General features: G+C 47.2%; 17 protein-coding genes. 14 read left to right on the top strand and 3 right to left on the bottom strand.

Features of this window, described 5'->3' with window-relative positions; translation table 11 throughout:
* Nucleotides 1-15 precede the first annotated feature (15 nt).
* Genes CI595_RS18485 through CI595_RS18500 form a run of 4 tightly spaced genes read left to right on the top strand, consistent with a single transcriptional unit; the run spans nt 16 to nt 3,707 of the window.
* On the top strand, nt 16-939 hold the full coding sequence (locus CI595_RS18485; RefSeq protein ID WP_095175106.1) for a carbohydrate ABC transporter permease: 924 nt from the start codon (nt 16-18) through the stop codon (nt 937-939).
* Entirely contained in the window at nt 936-1,769 is an 834-nt protein-coding gene (locus tag CI595_RS18490; RefSeq protein WP_095175107.1) for a carbohydrate ABC transporter permease, read from the top strand. The genes CI595_RS18485 and CI595_RS18490 overlap by 4 nt, the downstream gene beginning before the upstream one ends.
* A gap of 19 nt (nt 1,770-1,788) precedes the next feature.
* Nucleotides 1,789-2,748, top strand: coding sequence for a zinc-binding dehydrogenase (locus tag CI595_RS18495; protein ID WP_095175108.1), 960 nt, complete (start codon nt 1,789-1,791; stop codon nt 2,746-2,748).
* Nucleotides 2,749-2,750: 2 nt separating this feature from the next.
* Nucleotides 2,751-3,707: a sugar phosphate isomerase/epimerase family protein gene (locus tag CI595_RS18500; RefSeq protein ID WP_095175109.1), complete on the top strand. Its 957-nt coding sequence runs from the start codon at nt 2,751-2,753 to the stop codon at nt 3,705-3,707.
* Nucleotides 3,708-3,781: 74 nt separating this feature from the next.
* On the opposite strand, the gene CI595_RS18505 is transcribed toward CI595_RS18500, so the two are convergent.
* On the bottom strand, nt 3,782-4,558 hold the full coding sequence (locus CI595_RS18505) for an N-acetylmuramoyl-L-alanine amidase (protein WP_095175110.1): 777 nt from the start codon (nt 4,556-4,558) through the stop codon (nt 3,782-3,784).
* 30 nt (nt 4,559-4,588) lie between these two features.
* A complete protein-coding gene (locus tag CI595_RS18510) occupies nt 4,589-5,926 on the bottom strand; it encodes an MATE family efflux transporter (RefSeq protein ID WP_095175111.1) in 1,338 nt (445 codons plus the stop codon).
* Nucleotides 5,927-6,167: 241 nt separating this feature from the next.
* On the opposite strand from CI595_RS18510, the gene CI595_RS18515 reads away from it, so the two are divergent.
* Nucleotides 6,168-6,791 carry a hypothetical protein gene (locus CI595_RS18515; protein WP_095175112.1) on the top strand — a complete coding sequence of 208 codons (624 nt, stop codon included), beginning with the start codon at nt 6,168-6,170 and terminating at the stop codon, nt 6,789-6,791.
* A gap of 60 nt (nt 6,792-6,851) precedes the next feature.
* On the opposite strand, the gene CI595_RS18520 is transcribed toward CI595_RS18515, so the two are convergent.
* Nucleotides 6,852-7,490, bottom strand: coding sequence for a GTP pyrophosphokinase (locus CI595_RS18520; protein ID WP_242987198.1), 639 nt, complete (start codon nt 7,488-7,490; stop codon nt 6,852-6,854).
* Between the two features lie 346 nt (nt 7,491-7,836).
* Between CI595_RS18520 and CI595_RS18525 the strand changes: the two genes are divergently transcribed.
* From CI595_RS18525 to CI595_RS18565, 9 genes are all read left to right on the top strand, one after another.
* On the top strand, nt 7,837-8,694 hold the full coding sequence (locus CI595_RS18525) for a DUF5685 family protein (RefSeq protein WP_095175114.1): 858 nt from the start codon (nt 7,837-7,839) through the stop codon (nt 8,692-8,694).
* On the top strand, nt 8,687-9,340 hold the full coding sequence (locus CI595_RS18530) for a J domain-containing protein (protein ID WP_095175115.1): 654 nt from the start codon (nt 8,687-8,689) through the stop codon (nt 9,338-9,340). The genes CI595_RS18525 and CI595_RS18530 overlap by 8 nt, the downstream gene beginning before the upstream one ends.
* On the top strand, nt 9,331-9,870 hold the full coding sequence (locus CI595_RS18535; protein WP_065542366.1) for a hypothetical protein: 540 nt from the start codon (nt 9,331-9,333) through the stop codon (nt 9,868-9,870). The genes CI595_RS18530 and CI595_RS18535 overlap by 10 nt, the downstream gene beginning before the upstream one ends.
* Nucleotides 9,871-9,873: 3 nt before the next feature.
* Complete coding sequence (locus CI595_RS18540) at nt 9,874-11,154, top strand: L-cysteine desulfidase family protein (RefSeq protein ID WP_095175116.1); 1,281 nt, start codon at nt 9,874-9,876, stop codon at nt 11,152-11,154.
* A gap of 161 nt (nt 11,155-11,315) precedes the next feature.
* On the top strand, nt 11,316-12,215 hold the full coding sequence (locus tag CI595_RS18545; RefSeq protein ID WP_095175117.1) for a DUF445 domain-containing protein: 900 nt from the start codon (nt 11,316-11,318) through the stop codon (nt 12,213-12,215).
* A gap of 34 nt (nt 12,216-12,249) precedes the next feature.
* Entirely contained in the window at nt 12,250-14,523 is a 2,274-nt protein-coding gene (locus tag CI595_RS18550) for a helix-turn-helix domain-containing protein (RefSeq protein ID WP_162291920.1), read from the top strand.
* Nucleotides 14,524-14,684: 161 nt separating this feature from the next.
* Entirely contained in the window at nt 14,685-16,061 is a 1,377-nt protein-coding gene (locus tag CI595_RS18555) for a CapA family protein (RefSeq protein ID WP_095175119.1), read from the top strand.
* The gene (locus CI595_RS18560; protein ID WP_095175120.1) at nt 16,051-17,463 is read left to right on the top strand and encodes an amidohydrolase; all 1,413 of its coding nucleotides are present in this window, start codon (nt 16,051-16,053) and stop codon (nt 17,461-17,463) included. Before CI595_RS18555 ends, CI595_RS18560 begins: the two co-directional genes overlap by 11 nt.
* A 16-nt stretch (nt 17,464-17,479) precedes the next feature.
* Nucleotides 17,480-18,196, top strand: coding sequence for a DUF5058 family protein (locus CI595_RS18565; protein ID WP_095175121.1), 717 nt, complete (start codon nt 17,480-17,482; stop codon nt 18,194-18,196).
* Nucleotides 18,197-18,201: the final 5 nt, after the last annotated feature.

Genomic DNA, 18,201 nt, shown 5'->3' on the forward strand with positions numbered 1-18,201 from the left:
TACGGGAGGTGCAATATGAAATTCAAAAGAAACAAGGAGATAGTCTTAAAAAACAGATATACAAAACGAGACTGGATTTGCCTGCTTTTCGTGTTTCCTGCGTTTATCTATCACGCGTTAGTCGTTATTCTTCCGTCTTTAAAGACTGTGTTTCTATCTTTCTTTGACTGGAATGGAATCAGCGAGCCGGAATTTGTGGGAATAGCCAATTACGTGGAAATGTTTACAAAGGATACTGTGCTGCCCATAGCCTTTAAAAACACAATGATCTGGACTCTGATTTTTATTACAGTCCCCATTGTGCTGTCTATACTTGTGGCGGTGTGCGTGACAAAAGTAAAAAAACATTCCATGCAGATGTTTTACCGTACCGTTTATTTTCTTCCCTATGTTTTATCTGCTGCTATTGCAGGAAAAATATGGTCTAATCTGTATAATCCTTTTTATGGAATCAATACCATGTTTGAATCCATGGGGTTTCATAACTTGGCGCAGGTATTATGGTTGGGCGACCAGAAGATAGCATTGTTTGCGGTGGCTTTTGTAAGCAACTGGAGCTGGTGGGGATTTGTTATGGTATTGTTTATTTCAGCATTGCAGCAGGTAGACCCTGATTTGTATGAGTCCGCGTCCATTGACGGAGCGAATGGGTGGAAATCCTTTATACATGTAACCCTGCCGGGTATAGCACCTACTATTGTATTCGTTATTTCAATCAGCCTTATGTGGTCTATCCTATCATTTGACTTTGTGTGGGTAATGACTATGGGTGGCCCCGGCCAGGCTACAGAAATGTTGTCCACATGGATTTATAAAAATGCATTCGTCAGCTACCGCGCCGGTTATGCCAATGCAATCTGTGTGCTGCAGAGCTTTATTGTTCTTTTGATTTTCTTTGTAAATCAAAAGATTAGGAAAAGAGTGGAGGATGTAGGATGAGAGGAAAGAAAAAGACGACTGTTCAAATTATAATTCAGATTTTTCTTATGTTCTTGGTGCTATTTCAGCTTTTTCCTTTGATCGTACTGCTGCTGAACTCTTTTAGGACAGATATAGAAATAAAGAATATGCCAATTGGTTTTCCCGAACATCTGGAGATTTCTAACTATATTCAGACATGGGTGAAGGGCAGCTATGCGGTAGCATTTCGCAACAGTATTTTCATCGGTGCCTGCGTGATCATCATTGTGTTGATTGGTGCCAGTCTTGCAGCTTATGGGTTAGCCCGGCTGAATATACCAGGTAAAGGATTCTTTATCGCATATTTTATGCTGGGAATGTCATTTCCTACTTTTTTGTATATTGTTCCACTGTATTATAATTTCAGTAAACTGGGACTTATCAATACGCAGCTCAGTCTGATCATTATATATTCGGCTGGGTACATACCTTTTTCTATTCTGCTCATAAGGACTTTTCTTGTGGGGATACCAAAAGAGCTGGAAGAGGCAGGAAAAATAGATGGGTGCGGTGAGATAGGGGTTTTTCTGCACGTCACCCTTCCTTTGCTGAAACCCATACTGACCACTGTATCCCTAATCGTTTTTGTTTGGTGCTGGAATGAATTTTTGTGGTCTAATACTTTTATTACAGCAGATGATCTGAGGACTGTAGCCACCAGATTTTATAAATTCACATCCGAATGGAGCAAAGATCTGGCAAAGATTTATACCGCAGGGATTATTGCACTGTCACCGATTGTAGTTTTATATCTTTGCCTCCAAAAGGCATTTATTGAAGGGCTGACCCAGGGGGCTGTGAAGGGATAGTAAAGGAGGAGCTGTATTAATGAAAGCATGTGTTTTAAGTGAACCTGGACATATAGAAATAAAAGAAATGCCAGTTCCCGTGTTAGAGGCGGATGAAATGCTGATCAGAATGCTGGTATGTGGTACCTGCTTGTCCGAATACCCAGATTGGAAAGAAGGGCTTTCCATTGGAAAAGTGATGGGGCATGAGCCGGTAGGCATTGTGGAGAAAGTGGGGAGCAGGATCACAAAGTTTAAAGAAGGTGACAGGGTGACAGGGCTTTTTAAGGGGGGATTTGCGGAATATACTGTATCCAAGGAAGAATTGGCAATACCAGTGCCGGAAGCGCTTACAGATGAGGAGGCGATTGGTGAGCCATGGTCCTGTCTAGTAAGCGGAGCTGAACGGACAGATTTAAAAATTGGTGATACAGCAGCCGTTATTGGGTGCGGCTATATGGGGCTCGGCTTTATGCAGCTTCTTAGATTAAAAGGCGCCGGCAAAGTGATAGCCATTGACGTAAGGCGGGAAAGTCTGGAACACGCAAAAATGTTTGGGGCGGATGAAGTGTATTTTCCAGATGAAGTGCCAGAGAAATATATAGTAGATGAATGGAATGACAAGATGTTTGTAAAAGGGGTAGATGTAGCGGTGGAGGTGACAGGAGGTGCGCCCGGTTTGGAATTGGCAGGCAAAATGGTAAGGCCTCATGGAGTTTTGTCCATTGTTGGATATCATCAGAGCGGGGGAAGACGCGAGATTGATATGAAGCTTTGGAACTGGAAAGCTATTACGGTGATCAATGCTCATGAACGGAGGGAAAGGGAGCAGATGGAATATATGAAAAAGGCTCTCGCCATGTTTGAACATAAAAAGATAGATGTGAAACCTTATATGAAATATGGATTTCCGATGGAAGAGATCAATGAAGCATTTAGGGCCATGAAGGAGAAACCGGAGGGATATATAAAGGGCTATATTAGAATTGGGGGAAGATAAACATGAAATTAGGCGTAATGACTGTGATTTTAAGAGATATGCGACTGAGAGAAGCGTTGGCTTATCTAAAATCCATAGGAGTGCAGGAAGTAGAAATAGGCTGCGGAGGGACACCCGGTACGGCACATGCGGATGCAGTTAAATTCATGGAACATCCTCAGCTGCTGCGGGAATTTAAAGAGACAGTGGCAGAATCAGGGCTGCAGGTTGCTGCACTAGCGTGTCATGGAAATCCTGTCCATCCGGACAAAGATACAGCAGAGAATTATCACAGACAATTTGAAGCTGCTGTGTGTATGGCAGAAGAAATCGGTGTTGATACTGTAATAGGCTTTTCAGGCTGTCCAGGTGATTGCGAAACATCCAGATACCCCAATTGGGTTGTGGCTGCCTGGCCTGAGGACTTCCAAAAAATAAAAGAATGGCAGTGGAATGAAAAACTGATACCTTATTGGAAAAACGAGACCAGATTTGCCTTGGAACATAAGGTTTCCCATATTGCACTGGAAATGCATCCGGGATTCTGTGTTTATAATCCGGAAACGCTGCTGAAGCTTCGGAAAGCTGCCGGGCCGGTGATCGGGGCTAATGTAGACCCTTCCCATCTGTTCTGGCAGGGAATCGACCCAATAGCGGCCATAAGAGCATTAAAAGGCGCTATTTATCATTTCCATGCAAAGGATACGGCGATTGATACCTATAACTGTGCAGTCAACGGGGTTCTTGATTCAAAAATGTTTTCACAGATGCAGGAAAGGTCCTGGCTGTTCCGAACAATTGGGTATGGTCATGGGGAGAATATCTGGAGAGGTATTTTCAGTGAGCTGAAAAAGTGCGGATATGACGGGGTGATCTCCATTGAACATGAAGATGATTTGATGACCGTGAAGGAAGGACTGGAAAAGGCAGTTCAGGTGTTAAAAGATACCATTATTTTTGATGACAATAAAAAGAAATAGAGAGAAAAAGATGTCTCCTTGCCGTACAGCAGAAGACATCTTTTTTGTACAGTAGTACAGTATATGCTGTTATCTCAGGTTGTGATCCAGGTACTATAACCTTCCCGCCGCAGTGTCTGTTCCATTCTCACGGCATTTGCCAGGTACTGGTAGGCGCCTACCTGTACTTTGTAAAAGCCGTCCTCATTCAGGATAAAGGCAGGAAATCCTTTGTCCTGCAGTTCATAGAGCAGATTGTCAGCATATTGTTTTTCCCTGAACATGCCTACCTGCACCCGGTAGAGGACAGGTTCACCGGCAGGGGGACGTTCCACTTCTTCCTCCTCCAGAGTTCCAAGGATCGCATAGGCAATACTCTGTGCGATCTCATCGAATTTCTCATCGAACAAGGCGTTGTCTGCGTCGTTGTTGATAAAACCCGTCTCGATCAGGACAGCGGGCATCTTTGTGCGGCGAAGGACCACCAGTCCGGGTCTTGCCTTCACACCAAGGTTATTAAAGCCCAGTTCCCCTAATGCCCCGTTGATATTTTCCGCCATCTCAACCTTGGGACCTGACAGGTCATAGACCAGAGTTTCCACACCGGAATACTGGTTGGCCTGGGGGCTTGAGTTGCGGTGGAAGGAGAAAAACCAGTCTGCACCGGCATCGTTAGCGATGCGGGCTTTCTCAAATGGTGTCTGATATACATCTGTGGTGCGGGTGTACACCACATCCACCCCGTTCTGGGAGAGGATCCGTCCTACGGCCAGAGCCAGGCGGAGGTTGTCATCTTTTTCCTGACGGCCCTTATAGACAGCACCGGGATCTGATCCGCCGTGCCCGGCGTCTATTACAATTTTATATGCCAAATGGTGACTCCTTAAATCGCTTTATGACTATTATATGCGCTGACTTTTGTTTTGTGTCCTGCACAGACGGCGGAATTTGAAGATCAGGGGCAGGATCATGAGACACCAGATGATAGGCTCTGCAATAATGATCCCCATATACTGAAGCGCAGGAGTCAGAAACAGTGCGATCAATACTTTGCCTATCAGTTCAATGAAGCTGGATATGACAGGGGTGATATGGTCACCGATAGCCTGCAGGGCATTTCTTAAGATGTTGATTCCGCAGGCCACAAAATACAGCAGAGAGTTGATGCGCAGGTATCTGGAGGCGTTTTCCACAACCACAGGGCTGCTGCTGCCCGTGACCAGATGGATCAGGAAGGGAGCTGCCGTGTAGCTTAATAAGATAATGACGAAAGTCCACCCCCATGTGATGAACAGTGCCTGCCGGATTCCGGTTTTTACCCGGCAAAACTTGCCGGCGCCGAAGTTCTGCCCGCAGAAGGTGGCCATGGTCACGCCCATGACGGAGATAGGCAGAAAATAAAATTCGCAGATTTTCCTGGCGGCTGTGTGTGCCACAATGATCTCTGTGCCGAAGGTATTGATGGCGCACTGGAGGGCAAGGGTACCGAAAAATACCAGGGACATCATAAGTGCCATGGACAGGCCGGAGGAGAAGAGCACTTTCACCATGGTCCGGCTCAGCTTAAAATCTTCAGGCTTTAAGCGGAAGATGGGATAGCGTTTCCACATGTATATAAAACTCAGCACCACGGACACACTCTGTGCCAGGACAGTGGCCAGGGCAGCACCGCGGACGCCCATATGGAACTCCAGGATGAACAGCAGGTCAAGCCCCACATTCAGTAGGGCAGCGCAGACCAGAAATAAAAGCGGGGCCACTGTGTCCCCCACAGCCCGCATGATACCGGCCAGCGCGTTGTAGAGCATGGTGATGAGCATACCCATAAGAATGATCCTTATGTACCCGGACGCTTGGGGAAGGAGATGCTTTGGAACCTGCAGGAGAGATAAAAATCCGTTGAGCCCCAAAAGAGATACTGCCGTCAGTACCACTGTGGTCAGAAATCCCAGCAGAAACGTTCCGGCCGCCGCTTTTTTGAGCCGTTCCTTTTTATCAGCGCCGAAGCTCTGGGAGACAATGATGGAAAAGCCGTTGGTCAGACCCTGCAGAAAGCCGATGAGCAGTGTACTGATGGCAGTTGTTGCTCCCACAGCGGCCAGAGAGGCTTCACCGAGTGTGCTTCCCACGATCCTTGTGTCAGCCAGACTGTAAAAAAGCTGGAACAGATTGCCCAGACATACGGGAAGCGCAAAGGAAAGCATGAGTTTGGTAGGGTTTCCCTGAGTCAGATTCTTCATAATTTTTATTCTCCAATGATCATTTTTCTCAAAATCCTTTACCATAATATCACAAGACCGGAAAATAGCAAGTTCTAAGTTGCTGTCCACAGGGGGGAAACGGTAAGGTAACCGTTTGGCTGTCTGAACTGATACACGGTAATTCTAAAATCTCCATAAAGTCTTTTAAAATCCCTTCCTTTCTTAATTCAGAAGTGATAAAATCTAAATCAACACAAAAAAAGGACGGATGAATGAACAAATGAAGAAACCACAGATGAAAGATGAGACAAGAAAAAAAGTTGATAACTTCTGGTACTATTATAAGTTTCATGTGCTGATCGGAGCATTTCTGCTTTTTATGGCAGTCGTATTTATTAAAGACATGCTGAGCAAAGTGGATTATGATTATAACATTGCTTTTGTCACAGATTACATGATCGCGGATGAGGACAGCCAGGCTCTGCAGAGTTATTTTGAGACCAATGCAGAGGACCTGAACGGGGACGGGGAAGTCCATGTGCAGATACAGAATTATGTTCTGCCTGCAGAGGATGCCCAGGGATATGATCCCCAGATGCTGGCAGCAGGCCAGACCAAGATGACCGTGGACCTGCAGGAAGGAACCAGTATGATCTTCTTTATCAGTGAACAGAATTATGAAAAGTTCAAAGACGCTGATGTTTTTCCGGAAAAACTGGAAGACTTTACAAAGATGGAAGACTGTGCCGCCTATGCCGAGATGGGGAACCCTTCGTCTGTCAAGGACCTGTATGTTGCCATGCGCAGCCTGGAAGGAACCAAGATGGAGAAGGATGAGGAGATGTTATCTTATTATGACGCCTGTGAAACACTTTTGAACAAATTTGTTTCCGGTGGAAAGTGACAGAAAGCACGCACTGCGGGCTTCCTATTGTCACGAATAAAAAGATGATTAGGGAACTTGTCAGTTCAGTTCCCCGATCATCTTTTTAATATTCTGCATTTGATTGTCCACCGCTGTGATGGTGTGGGCGCATTCCAGAAGCTCCATGCTTATGAGTTCATGGTCTTTGTTGCTGCCCAGCTCCTTTTTATACCTGAGCTGGTGCTCCAGGCTGGCCCAGAAGTCCATGCCTATGGTCCGTATCTGTACTTCAGCCCGCATGGGAGTCTTTCCCTCTGCGAAGAAGACGGGAATCTCCACGATCATGTGGTAGCTTCTGTAACCGTTGGGTTTGGGATTCAGGATGTAATCTTTGATGCGGAGGATCTTAATGTCGTCCTGCTCTGCAAGAAGATCAGCAACCGTGTAAATGTCATCTATGAAGGAACAGATGACGCGGATCCCGGCCACATCGTTTAATTGTTCCCTGATATTGGTCTCTGTAAATTCGTATCCCAGTTTTTGGAGCTTGCTGTAGATACTCATGGGCTTTTTGATCCTAGTCTTGATGGAGGAGATGGGATTACGGTTGTATTTTACGGAGAATTCGTCATCCAGCACTTCCAGTTTTGTCTGTATCTCTCGGATGGCACAGCGGTACATCATCATAAGAGAATTGTAATAATCCGTGTTCTTTATAAAGCGCTCCGGAAAGCGCACATCAAATTCCTGGGGAGGAATGTTTATATCTTCCTGTGTGTTCTGCAAAAAAAATGCCTTCTTTCGTGTTTTTTTCCAGTATGTAACAGTTCACACAAGCTGAACCGTTACGCATCCGGCCATTAAAATCGCTTCGCGATGGGCTGGATAAAGCTGGCACTACTTTTTCATACGGTCAGCGCTGTAAATGCGCAGACCTGTCTGAACTGTTACTTCAGTATAACGGAAAATTAAGGTTACGTCAATGTGGGGATGGTATTTTGCGGAAACTTATAGTATAATAACATAGACTATGTCAAGAAGTAAGAACCTGCAGCAGCAGGCAGGAGAAAGGCAGCTAAATCATATGTTTGGATATGTGACGGTGGATAAACCGGAGCTGAAAGTCAAAGAATTTTATCAGTATAAGGCATATTACTGCGGACTTTGCAAAACCCTGAAAGAAGAATATGGATTTCAGGGCAGGATGACGCTTACCTATGATATGACATTTCTGGTGGTGCTCCTCACTTCTCTTTATGAGAGCGAGACCAGGGAGATCAGTTCCCGATGTCCGGTGCATCCGGTGAAGAAGATCCCTATGCTTCAGAATGAGATCACGCAGTACGGCGCCAGGATGAATATCCTGCTCTCTTTTTACCATTTTGCCGATGACTGGCAGGATGAAAAGAGTATGAAGGGACTGGCAGGCATCCATCTGTTTAAGAAAAAAGCCAGGAAAGTATGTCAGGAATACCCAAGGCAGAGTAAGGCGATCAGGGTGCAGCTCAAAAAACTTTCCGATCTCGAAAAGAGGCAGGAGACGGATCTGGATCTGGTGTCCGGTTGTTTCGGGGAACTGATGGCAGAAATATTTGTTATCCGGGAGGATGTCTGGGAAGACTATTTAAGGAAATTCGGTTTTTATCTGGGAAAATTCATTTATATTATGGATGCCTACGATGACCTGGAAAAGGATATGGAGAAGGGCAGTTATAACCCTCTGAAGTACCTTTATGAATCCTATGGGGAGGATAAAGAAGGATATGAGAAAGAAGTATACGATATCCTTCTCATGATGATGGCTGAGGCCAGTGGTGCCTTTGAGATGCTTCCCTGTGTGAAGGAGGCGGAGCTGCTTCGGAATATTATCTATTCCGGTGTCTGGTCAAAATATAATAAATTAAAAAAAGAAAGACAGGAGATAAAAGAGAACCATGATTAACAATCCTTATGAAGTGCTGGGCGTTTCACAAAATGCCAGCAATGACGAAATCAAGAGAGCATACCGGGATTTGAGCAGAAAATACCATCCCGATTCCTATGTGGACAATCCGCTGGCAGGATTGGCAGAGGAGAAGTTCAAGGAAGTACAGGAAGCGTATGACCAGATCATGCGTGAGAGGGACGGAGGCTACCAGAGCGGTTACGGCAGTGGTTCAGGCAGCAGTTACAGCTCCGGAGGATACAGCCAGCAGAACTATGCGTCACAGGAGGATGGCGTGCAGCTTCAGGCAGCAGCCAACTATCTCAATGCCCGCCAGTACCAGCAGGCCCTCAATGTGCTTTCCCGCATACAGAACAGAAGTGCCCAGTGGTATTATTTGAGCGCAGTGGCCAACATGGGAATGGGAAATAACGTAAATGCCCTGAATCTGGCAAGACAGGCATCCAGTATGGAACCGGGCAATCCGGAGTATTCCAATCTGGTGAACCGCCTGCAGTGGAACAGCCAGCGCTACCAGGGCGGCGGCAGCCCTTACGCAAACAACGGCGGCTCCTCCTGTGGTACAGGCAACTTCTGCTGTGATCTATGGTGTGCTGACAGTATGTGTGAGTGTATGGGAGGAGATCTTTGTCCATGCTTGTAAATGGAAAGAAAATGGCCGTGTCCGGCCTTCTGATGGCATTATCGGTAGTCATGATCATACTCAGCGGTGTCCTGGACTTTAATACGCTATTCTTTCTGGCAGCGGCAGCCTTCTGTGTAGGGATCATTGTCCGGGAATATGAGTTGAAGACAGGAATTGTTTTTTTTGCAGGTACTCTGCTTTTGGGTTTTCTTCTGGCACCTCAGAAGCTGTACTGTATCACCTTTGCCATGATGGGAGCCTATGTGCTTTTTGTGGAGGGCCTGTATCGTTTCCTTGGAAGACACCAGAACATAAAGAATCCGAAGCTGGTCTTTGGGGCCGGGAAATTTGTGATTTTTAATCTTATGTATCTGCCTGCACTCTTTCTGTTCCCAAAACTACTTTTTGCAGGTGAGATATCAGGAAAAGTGATGCTGTTCTTCCTGTTGGGAGGCCAGATCGCCTTGTTTTTGTTTGACAAGGCGTATGAATACTTTTTGATCCGCATGTGGGGGAACTGGCGCGGAAAATTATTTGGGAGAGGGTAAAAAATGATGACAAATGAAATGATAGAAGATTATATAAAAATCCTGGAATCTGAACTGGTTCCTGCCATGGGCTGCACAGAGCCCATCGCGCTTGCGTACGGCGGTGCCAGGGCGAGGGAGATATTGGGCGGGATGCCTGAAAAAGTCATTGCTAAATGCAGCGGCAATATCATTAAAAATGTACGCTGTGTGACCATACCTAATTCCAAAGGTCTGGTTGGTATAGAGGCCGGGGTACTTCTGGGCATTGCCGGCGGAAATGCCGGGAAGCAGATGGAAGTCCTGGAGGATGTTTCAGACGCGGACATTGAGATGGCGAAACAGATGCTGCAAAAAGGTGTCTGTAAGGTGGAATTTCTGGACAGTCCCAGTGTGCTTCATATTATTTTGGAGCTGTACACAGAGGAGCACAGCGCAGTAGTGGAGATCCGTGACGGACACACCAACATCACCAGCATCCGAAAAGACGGAGAAGAACTGCTGGAGGGTGCCGCTAAATTTGAGTATGATGACACAGATGAGAGAAAAGTCATCCTGAATATGGAAAATATCAAGGAGTTTGCCGACACGGTGGAACTTTCCAAAGTGCAGCATCTCATTGAACGACAGATCACCTGCAATATGGCCATTGCCAATGAGGGCATGAAGGGGGAATACGGTCTGGGACTTGGGAAACTTCTGGTGGAATCCTACCCGGATACCACGCTGAACCAGATGAAAGCCTATGCAGCAGCAGGTTCAGAGGCCAGGATGGGCGGATGTGACCTTCCGGTCATCATCAATTCCGGTTCCGGTAACCAGGGCATTGCCTCCTCCGTACCGGTGGTGGTGTATGCCAGGATCAAGCAGGTGGACCAGGAGACACTTTACCGTTCCCTGGTATTCTCCAATCTGCTGACGATCTACCAGAAAACTTATATCGGCAAGCTGTCCGCCTTCTGCGGTGCGGTTTCCGCCTCCTGTGCCAGCGGTGCAGCTCTCACCTATATGGTGGGCGGTACTCTGGACCAGATAAAAATGACGGTGGAAAATACATTGGCTAATATTCCGGGCATTATCTGTGACGGAGCGAAGATCTCCTGTGCAGCCAAGATAGCCACCAGCCTGGATGCTGCCATTATGGCCCATAACCTGGCAATGAAAAACAAAGTCTATGCCCCTTACACGGGAATCCTCCAGGAGGATACCCCTGAGACCATCAGTTGTGTGGGATACATAGGCAAGGAAGGCATGAAGCAGACCGACAAAGAGATACTGAAGATCATGATCGAACATAACGAATAAAATATGTAACTATTCAGTAGGTCTGCGCATTCACTGCGCTGACCGTAAGAAAGCATTTTGCAGCCAAGCAAAAATCCCATCGCCAAAGGCGATTCTGTATGGATTTTTGCCTGTAACTGTGAGGGTACTGAACAGTTCCATAACGAATAGAAGGGATAGCAATGGAATTTTTACGTTTATTGGCCGGGCCGCTCATCGGAGCGGTCATTGGCTACTGTACAAACTATATTGCAGTGAAAATGCTTTTTCGCCCCCTGTATCCGGTGAAGATCGGAAATTGGACACTGCCCTTTACACCTGGTATTATACCCAGAGGAAAAGGCAGACTGGCGAAGGCTCTGGGAAGTGCTGTGGGTGACCATCTGATCACTAAGAAGGACCTGGAAGACATGCTTTTGTCCGAGGGTGTGAAAAGTACTATTGTCAGCCGGATCAGCCAAGGCATACAGAAAGTGCAGAACAGTGATGATACGGTTGAGAGTTTCCTGCAGCACTATGTGGAGCAGGATGACTATGAGACCATGCGGGGAAAACTGGAGAATTTTATTACAGACCGTATTACAGAAGGGCTGGACAAGCTGGATGTAGGTGCCATCATCGCGGAGGAGGGTGCCAAGGAAGTGAAGCAGAAATTCCAGGGTTCTATGGTGTCCATGTTCCTTACGGATGACCTGATCAACTCCATTGCGGAACCGATCGGCAGAAAAGTAGGGGATTATATCAGAGAGAACGGCCATGACAAGATCCACCCGGTCGTAGTTGGGGAGATCGCCGCTGTGGAGAGCCGCAGGATCAGCGATATTGTGGAATCCATCCCTCTGGGTGAGGATAAGATCAGCGCTCTGGTGGAAAGCATCTACGTGAAATTTGTAGGTGACAAGGCAGGCGAACTGGCTGAAAAGTTCCAGATCGCAAAAGTAGTGGAGGAAAAAGTAAACGGCATGGATGTGCTGGAAGTGGAGAATATCCTCATGTCTATTATGAAGAAAGAACTCAATGCGGTCATTAATCTGGGCGCATTGATCGGATTCATCATCGGACTGCTGAATCTGCTGCTGTAAGATGGATGAACGGATATGGAATAGGAGAGCCGGAATGGATAATTTTCAGGTGTATTTGAACCATATGGAGAGCCTGAGCCATCAGATGAATGACGGGCTCTCCTTTCTTCTTGTCCTGCGGGGGCAGGTGATGTTTACAACCTTTGGGGAAGCCAGTGTTCTGGACAGCAACAGCCTGGCTGTGATCAATCACAGGGAACTATACTCTGTGGAGAGCCGCGGGCAGAATATGGTGCTGCTTCTGCGTGTGTCCGGGGAATATCTAAGTACCCGCTGTCCGGAAATACTGAAAAACCGCTATACCTGCAGTTCTGTCAGAGCACAGTCAGGCACAGAGTCCCTGTATGAGTCCCTGAAGCAGAGCGTTGCGCGTATGGCTTTTGTTTACTTAAAACAGGGGGAGGAGGACAGGCTTCTCTTTCAATCCGAATTGATGATGGTGCTGCATACCCTGCTGCACCATTTTATTTCCGGGGAGACGTATGAGATGGGGGAGGTCACCCGGGATGGGAAGCTATATCCTGTCCTTTCCTATATCAATCAGAATTACAGGAGTCCGATCACGCTGGAACAGCTTGCAGCCCAGGCATACCTGTCGGTGCCGTATCTGTCCAAATTGTTCCGAAAGGAAACAGGGGTTTCATATCTGGAATATCTGACCAATATCCGGTTAAAGGCCGCTGTACATGATCTTATTTATACCCAAGAGCCGGTGACCAGGATTGCCATGAACAGCGGGTTTTCGGGAATCAAGACCTTTAACAGCCAGTTTAGGAAAAAGTATGGCTGTTCCCCTGGGGAATACAGAAAAAAGTATGCCCTTATCAGTGAGAAAGAAAGATCCGGCGGAAATAACAGCACAGTCAGGTCACCGGAATCCCTGGAGGCGCTGGTGCGGTATGTAAGCCGCTTTGAGCCGGAGGCAGACATGGGAGAGCCTAAGCGCTGTGTACTCAATATAAGGCAGGCGGGAAGGCTCCAGGTGGATTTCCCCAGGAAGATCTTGGATATCGGACATATCTTGTCCGCTCTGCAGAGTACGGTACAGATGCAGATCCGGGAGGCCCAGAAGGCCATTGGGTTTGAATATGCCATGTTTGACGGCCTTTTCTTTGAAACGGAGCATGTACCGGACAGAGAATTGATACATTATTTTCAATGTACGGAAATAATAAAAAATCTGGAACAGATGGGTCTGGTCCCTTTTATCAGAGTCAGCCTGACACAGCCTGCCCGTGAGGAAAAAGAAAGGCAGCAGTATCTTTTGAGACGTATGAAGCGTCAATTAGAGACTGTATGCGGCAGATTTGAGGAGGAGTATCTGGAGCAGTGGCATTTTGAATTGTGTGCACCGGAAAAGGAACTGTCCTTTGTTTTGGAGGCCGCGTCAGTGATAAAGCAGGTCTGTTCCAAGTTCAGAACGGGGGTCCTTGTGGGAGAACATCCCTATCCTGCAAAGAAAATGGATTTTGTGATGCACAACCAGTTTCTGCTGCTTGTGGACTTCCTCAGCTTTACCTCGGACCCGAACCAGGCCCTGGCTCCTGCGGAGGAGACAAAATACCGGGAGTTCCACAGAAACTACCACCACAGGAAACTGGAGGCAGTGAAGGCGTGGATGGAAGAGACAGGGGCCAGACTTCCGGTATATCTGACCCATTTTAACACTCTTACGGGAAAGTCCCAGGTGGAGGCAGGGGAGTTTCACAGGACAGCGCTGATCGCGGACATGGTCTTTTCCCTGGCCCAGACCACAGCCGGTATGGCTTTTGCCCTGAACCTCTCCAGCAGAGACAATCCCGTGCCTGCACTGCTGTCTTATCCCTTAAGTCTTTTTTTGTACAATAATATCAGAAGGCCTCTGTTCTTTACCCTCCGCTCCCTGATGCTTTTGAAGGAGCAGGTGCTTATGTTTGACAGTCATATTTTAGTGACCATGGACAAGAAAGGAACCTTGGCTGTGCTTATGTATCACCCCTGTTATACAGACCCCTTTCAGTCCCTGGATCATGTGAGAGGAACCGGAAATATAAGAAATGTAGATCTGATTCTGCAGAATATGCCAGCAGGCCGTTACCGGATCAAGAGCATAAGATTGGACCGCGACAATGGAAGTCTTTATAATAACTGGCTGAAAATGAATTTTTCAAATCCTTTGGAGGAAGATGATATTGTGGAATATCTGGAGAATTTCTGCAATCCATCTATCTCACTTGTGGAAGAGTCTATTGACGGCAGATATGAGATCCATCAGTCTTTGACACTCAACGCCATTGCTGTTTTTCTCATCAGGCGGGAGGCAGATTAAAAAAAGGTAGTCTTTTTTTAATCTGCTTTTTCTTTTTCATCTAATTAACTAAAAAACATCCCTATTGTTCTTTTTTATGCCCTGTTTTCTTTTCTTTTGTAAAGTTATACTGTGATCATGAAAACGGCAGAAGCCGGATCACAGAGAAAGCGGGAGAGAAAATGAAGTATAAAACATCAAAACCCATTCAGTGGCTTGCCAGGGCAGCCAGTGTGGTGATGTGGAATCAGTTCAGGTATCCCCAGCCGGTAAAAGATGTGTATGATGTGGCAGACAACACATTTGAAAAACTGAAATGGGCATACCGGTGCTGGGTACATCAGCTGGAGAGAGCTGAAAAGGATTCGGGGATCGAGGATTATTTCTCCGAGCAGAAGATGGAATTTACCCTGCCGGAGGATTTTCAGGTGCAGGAAGAGGTCACTATGTCTGTTGGAGGGGATCTGATGGCAGTGGACTGCCTGACTTATGAAAATACGTCCCACCTGTTTGATGAGATCGCGGATTTTTATTTCGGGGCTGACATAACTTGTGCCAATCTGGAATCCACGGTTTTCCATAAGGCACCTCTGGGCAGAAACCAGGTCATGGGGATGCCGGCAAAAATGAACACTTCGGAGGCCATGCTGGACCGTTTCTGGCAGGAGGGTGCAGGCATCAACTATTTTTCCACAGCCAATAACCACTGTTTTGATCATGGGGAGGATGGTCTGTTCGCAACCCTGGACTGCCTGGAAAAGAGAGGATGTTACCATTCCGGTACGAACAGGAACAGGGAGGAGCAGGAGGATGTGCTGGTGATCGAGAAGAACGGCATCCGCATTGCCATGCTGTCCTATACCTTTGATATGAACGGGAATCATTATGAGAATAAGGCGCTGATCAATGAAGTCAGATTCAATGACAGGAATCCGGATCTGTCGCTGGTAAAACGCCATGTGAAAAGAGCCGGAGAAAAGAAAGCGGATATCATTGTGGCCTCTGTCCACTGGGGATGGGAATTTGAACTGTATCCGCACAAAAATGTCATAGAGACAGGACACAAGCTGGCTGAAATGGGAATTGACGTGATAATCGGCGGCCACCCCCATGTGTGCCAGCAGATGGAAAACTACAAAGGAAGCCTGATCCTGTATTCCATGGGTGATTTCGTGAGTTATCATCCCCTTACAAAAGATTCCAGGCTTACTTATGTGGTGAAGTTCAGAATTGCAAAAGGAATAGAAAAAGGAAGCGCTGCCGGTACCTGCCGCATCCATGATTTTCAGATCCTTCCTGTCTATATCCTGACAGAGGAGCGGGCAGACGAAAGCTATGACTGCAGACTGGTGCCGTTTGAAAAGGTGCTGCATGATACGGACATAGACGGAGCCTTCCGGTATGGACTTACGCAAAAAGAGCGAAAGGACCTGCCAAGGCTCTGGAATAAGGTGTTAATGAAAATACTGCTTCCTTCTAACGGGAAAGATTTGCTTGTAAAGACACAAAAAGAGAGAAGGCCGGAGGCCGGAAAAGAGAGGGTATCTTATGAAGTATGAAATGCTGGACAGACTGCTGGAGGAAAAGAGGGCAGTGTTTGAGAATGTCAGTGACAGGATCTGGGAGTTTGCAGAGACACGGTTTCAGGAGAAGCAGTCAGCAGCGCTGCAGAAAGAAACACTGCGGGCAGAAGGATTTGAAATTGAGGAAAATTTGGGCGGCATTGAGACTGCATTTAGCGCCAAGTTTGGGGCCGGGCATCCGGTGATCGGGATTTTGGGAGAGTATGACGCGCTTCCGGGAATGTCCCAGAAAGCGGATCTCACAAAAAAAGAGCCGGAAGCAGAGGGCGCACCGGGACACGGCTGCGGTCACCATCTTCTGGGCACCGGATGTATGGAAGCGGCTGTGGCGGTAAAAGACTATCTCATGAAAAATCCCATGGAGGGGACTGTGGTCTATTACGGCTGTCCCGGTGAGGAAGGCGGAGCCGGAAAAGCATTTATGGTGAGGGAAGGCTGTTTTGAGGACTGTGATATCTGTCTGGCCTGGCATCCCTATTCGGCCAATTTCAGTTCGATCTCCACACTGGCAAATGCCCGTATCTTTTATGATTTCCACGGCGTGAGCGCGCATGCGGCAGCAGCACCCCATCTGGGGAGAAGCGCACTGGATGCGGTGGAGCTTATGAGCGTAGGGGTCAATTATCTGAGAGAGCATATGATACCGGAAGCCCGTGTGCATTACGCGGTGACGAACGCAGGCGGCGAGGCACCGAATGTGGTTCCGGCTTATGCTCAGGTGCTTTACTCTGTGCGTGCACCGGGAACAGAGGAACTTCACAAGCTGATCGGGAGAGTGAATAAAGTGGCAGAGGGGGCTGCCATGATGACGGAGACAGAGGTGGAGATCCGTGTGGTGAGCGCCTACTCTGACGTTCTTCAGAACAAAACCCTGGATCAGCTTGTATTCAGCCATATCCGGGAAATCTATCCTTTGAAATACACGGAGGAGGAGATGGCTTATGCAGAGAAATTCCATGCAGCCGGGGACCCGGGAGACTGGAAGACATACCAGGGGCTTGCAAGGCAATTTTACGGGGAAAAGGGAAGTGCATTTTTTAAGGGAGCTATGGCGGATACCATATTTCCTCCGGTTCCTGTCAAGATGGGTTCCACCGACGTGGGGGATGTGAGCTGGACCGTGCCCACCTCCTGGTTTGGAAGCGCCTGCTATGCGCTGGGAACCCCCGCCCATTCCTGGCTGGCAGTGGCTCAGGGAAAATCAGGGATCGCAAAAAGAGGGATGGAGGCAGCAGCTTCTGTGATCGCAAGGACCGCACTGGATATTCTGGAAAATCCCGGAATCGCGGCAAAGGCGAAGGAAGATATGGAAAAGGCAAAAAATGGATTTACATATAAGAGTGTGATCCCGGCAGAAGTGAAAGCCGGGGCGTTTTAAGAGAGGGGGAACTATTTTGAACAAGCAGTATTCTTTTGTGGCGAACAGCAGCGTTATGTTTCTCATCTGCGGGCTGGCGATCCTTGTGGTATTGGTACAGGCAGCCATTTTTTTCAGGGCAGCCTGGAAAGAAGCCATCCGTATTGGATTTACCAGATCAGATCTGATGAAAGTGGTGAAGAGCAGCACCGTATTTTCCATTGTACCTTCCCTGCCCATTATAATCAGCTATATGATCCTGCTTCCGGCCCTGGGAAAATTCTTTCCCTGGCTCAGGCTGAGTGTTATCGGTTCCGCCACCTATGAGACCATGGCGGCAAATATGGCGGTTACATCTTACGGATTCAGCAGCCTTGGCAGCGCTGATTTTTCACCGGATGTGTTTGGGTCTATTATGTGGGTGGTGACTCTGGGCGTATTTTTATCCAGCATGTCAGCTTTGATCCTGAAAAAATACGATAAAAAAATGCAGAGTATCACCACAAATAAAAAATCTTTCGGTGCACTGGTGCCGAACATTATGTTTTTAGGCATGATGGCAACCCTGGCAGCACCTTATCTGGTGGATGTGACAAATGTGGTATCTCTTTCCACCATCGTGGTGTCTGCGGGTGTTATGATACTTATGGACAAACTGTCTAAAAACTGGAAACCACTGAAGGAGTTTGCATTTTCCATCAGTATGATATCCGGCATGGCGATGGCTTGTCTGGTGACAAGTCTGATCAAATAGGAGGA

It is taken from the genome of Blautia hominis (genome assembly GCA_002270465.1).
GTDB classification, from domain to species: domain Bacteria; phylum Bacillota; class Clostridia; order Lachnospirales; family Lachnospiraceae; genus Blautia; species Blautia hominis.

Excerpts from the sequence above, each read along its gene's own strand:
- CI595_RS18485 (WP_095175106.1), top strand. The coding sequence starts at position 16 with ATGAAATTCAAAAGAAACAAGGAGATAGTCTTAAAAAACAGATATACA.
- CI595_RS18490 (WP_095175107.1), top strand. The coding sequence starts at position 936 with ATGAGAGGAAAGAAAAAGACGACTGTTCAAATTATAATTCAGATTTTT.
- CI595_RS18495 (WP_095175108.1), top strand. The coding sequence starts at position 1,789 with ATGAAAGCATGTGTTTTAAGTGAACCTGGACATATAGAAATAAAAGAA.
- CI595_RS18500 (WP_095175109.1), top strand. The coding sequence starts at position 2,751 with ATGAAATTAGGCGTAATGACTGTGATTTTAAGAGATATGCGACTGAGA.
- CI595_RS18510 (WP_095175111.1), bottom strand. The coding sequence starts at position 5,926 with ATGAAGAATCTGACTCAGGGAAACCCTACCAAACTCATGCTTTCCTTT.
- CI595_RS18515 (WP_095175112.1), top strand. The coding sequence starts at position 6,168 with ATGAAGAAACCACAGATGAAAGATGAGACAAGAAAAAAAGTTGATAAC.
- CI595_RS18525 (WP_095175114.1), top strand. The coding sequence starts at position 7,837 with ATGTTTGGATATGTGACGGTGGATAAACCGGAGCTGAAAGTCAAAGAA.
- CI595_RS18530 (WP_095175115.1), top strand. The coding sequence starts at position 8,687 with ATGATTAACAATCCTTATGAAGTGCTGGGCGTTTCACAAAATGCCAGC.
- CI595_RS18535 (WP_065542366.1), top strand. The coding sequence starts at position 9,331 with ATGCTTGTAAATGGAAAGAAAATGGCCGTGTCCGGCCTTCTGATGGCA.
- CI595_RS18540 (WP_095175116.1), top strand. The coding sequence starts at position 9,874 with ATGATGACAAATGAAATGATAGAAGATTATATAAAAATCCTGGAATCT.
- CI595_RS18545 (WP_095175117.1), top strand. The coding sequence starts at position 11,316 with ATGGAATTTTTACGTTTATTGGCCGGGCCGCTCATCGGAGCGGTCATT.
- CI595_RS18550 (WP_162291920.1), top strand. The coding sequence starts at position 12,250 with ATGGATAATTTTCAGGTGTATTTGAACCATATGGAGAGCCTGAGCCAT.
- CI595_RS18555 (WP_095175119.1), top strand. The coding sequence starts at position 14,685 with ATGAAGTATAAAACATCAAAACCCATTCAGTGGCTTGCCAGGGCAGCC.
- CI595_RS18560 (WP_095175120.1), top strand. The coding sequence starts at position 16,051 with ATGAAGTATGAAATGCTGGACAGACTGCTGGAGGAAAAGAGGGCAGTG.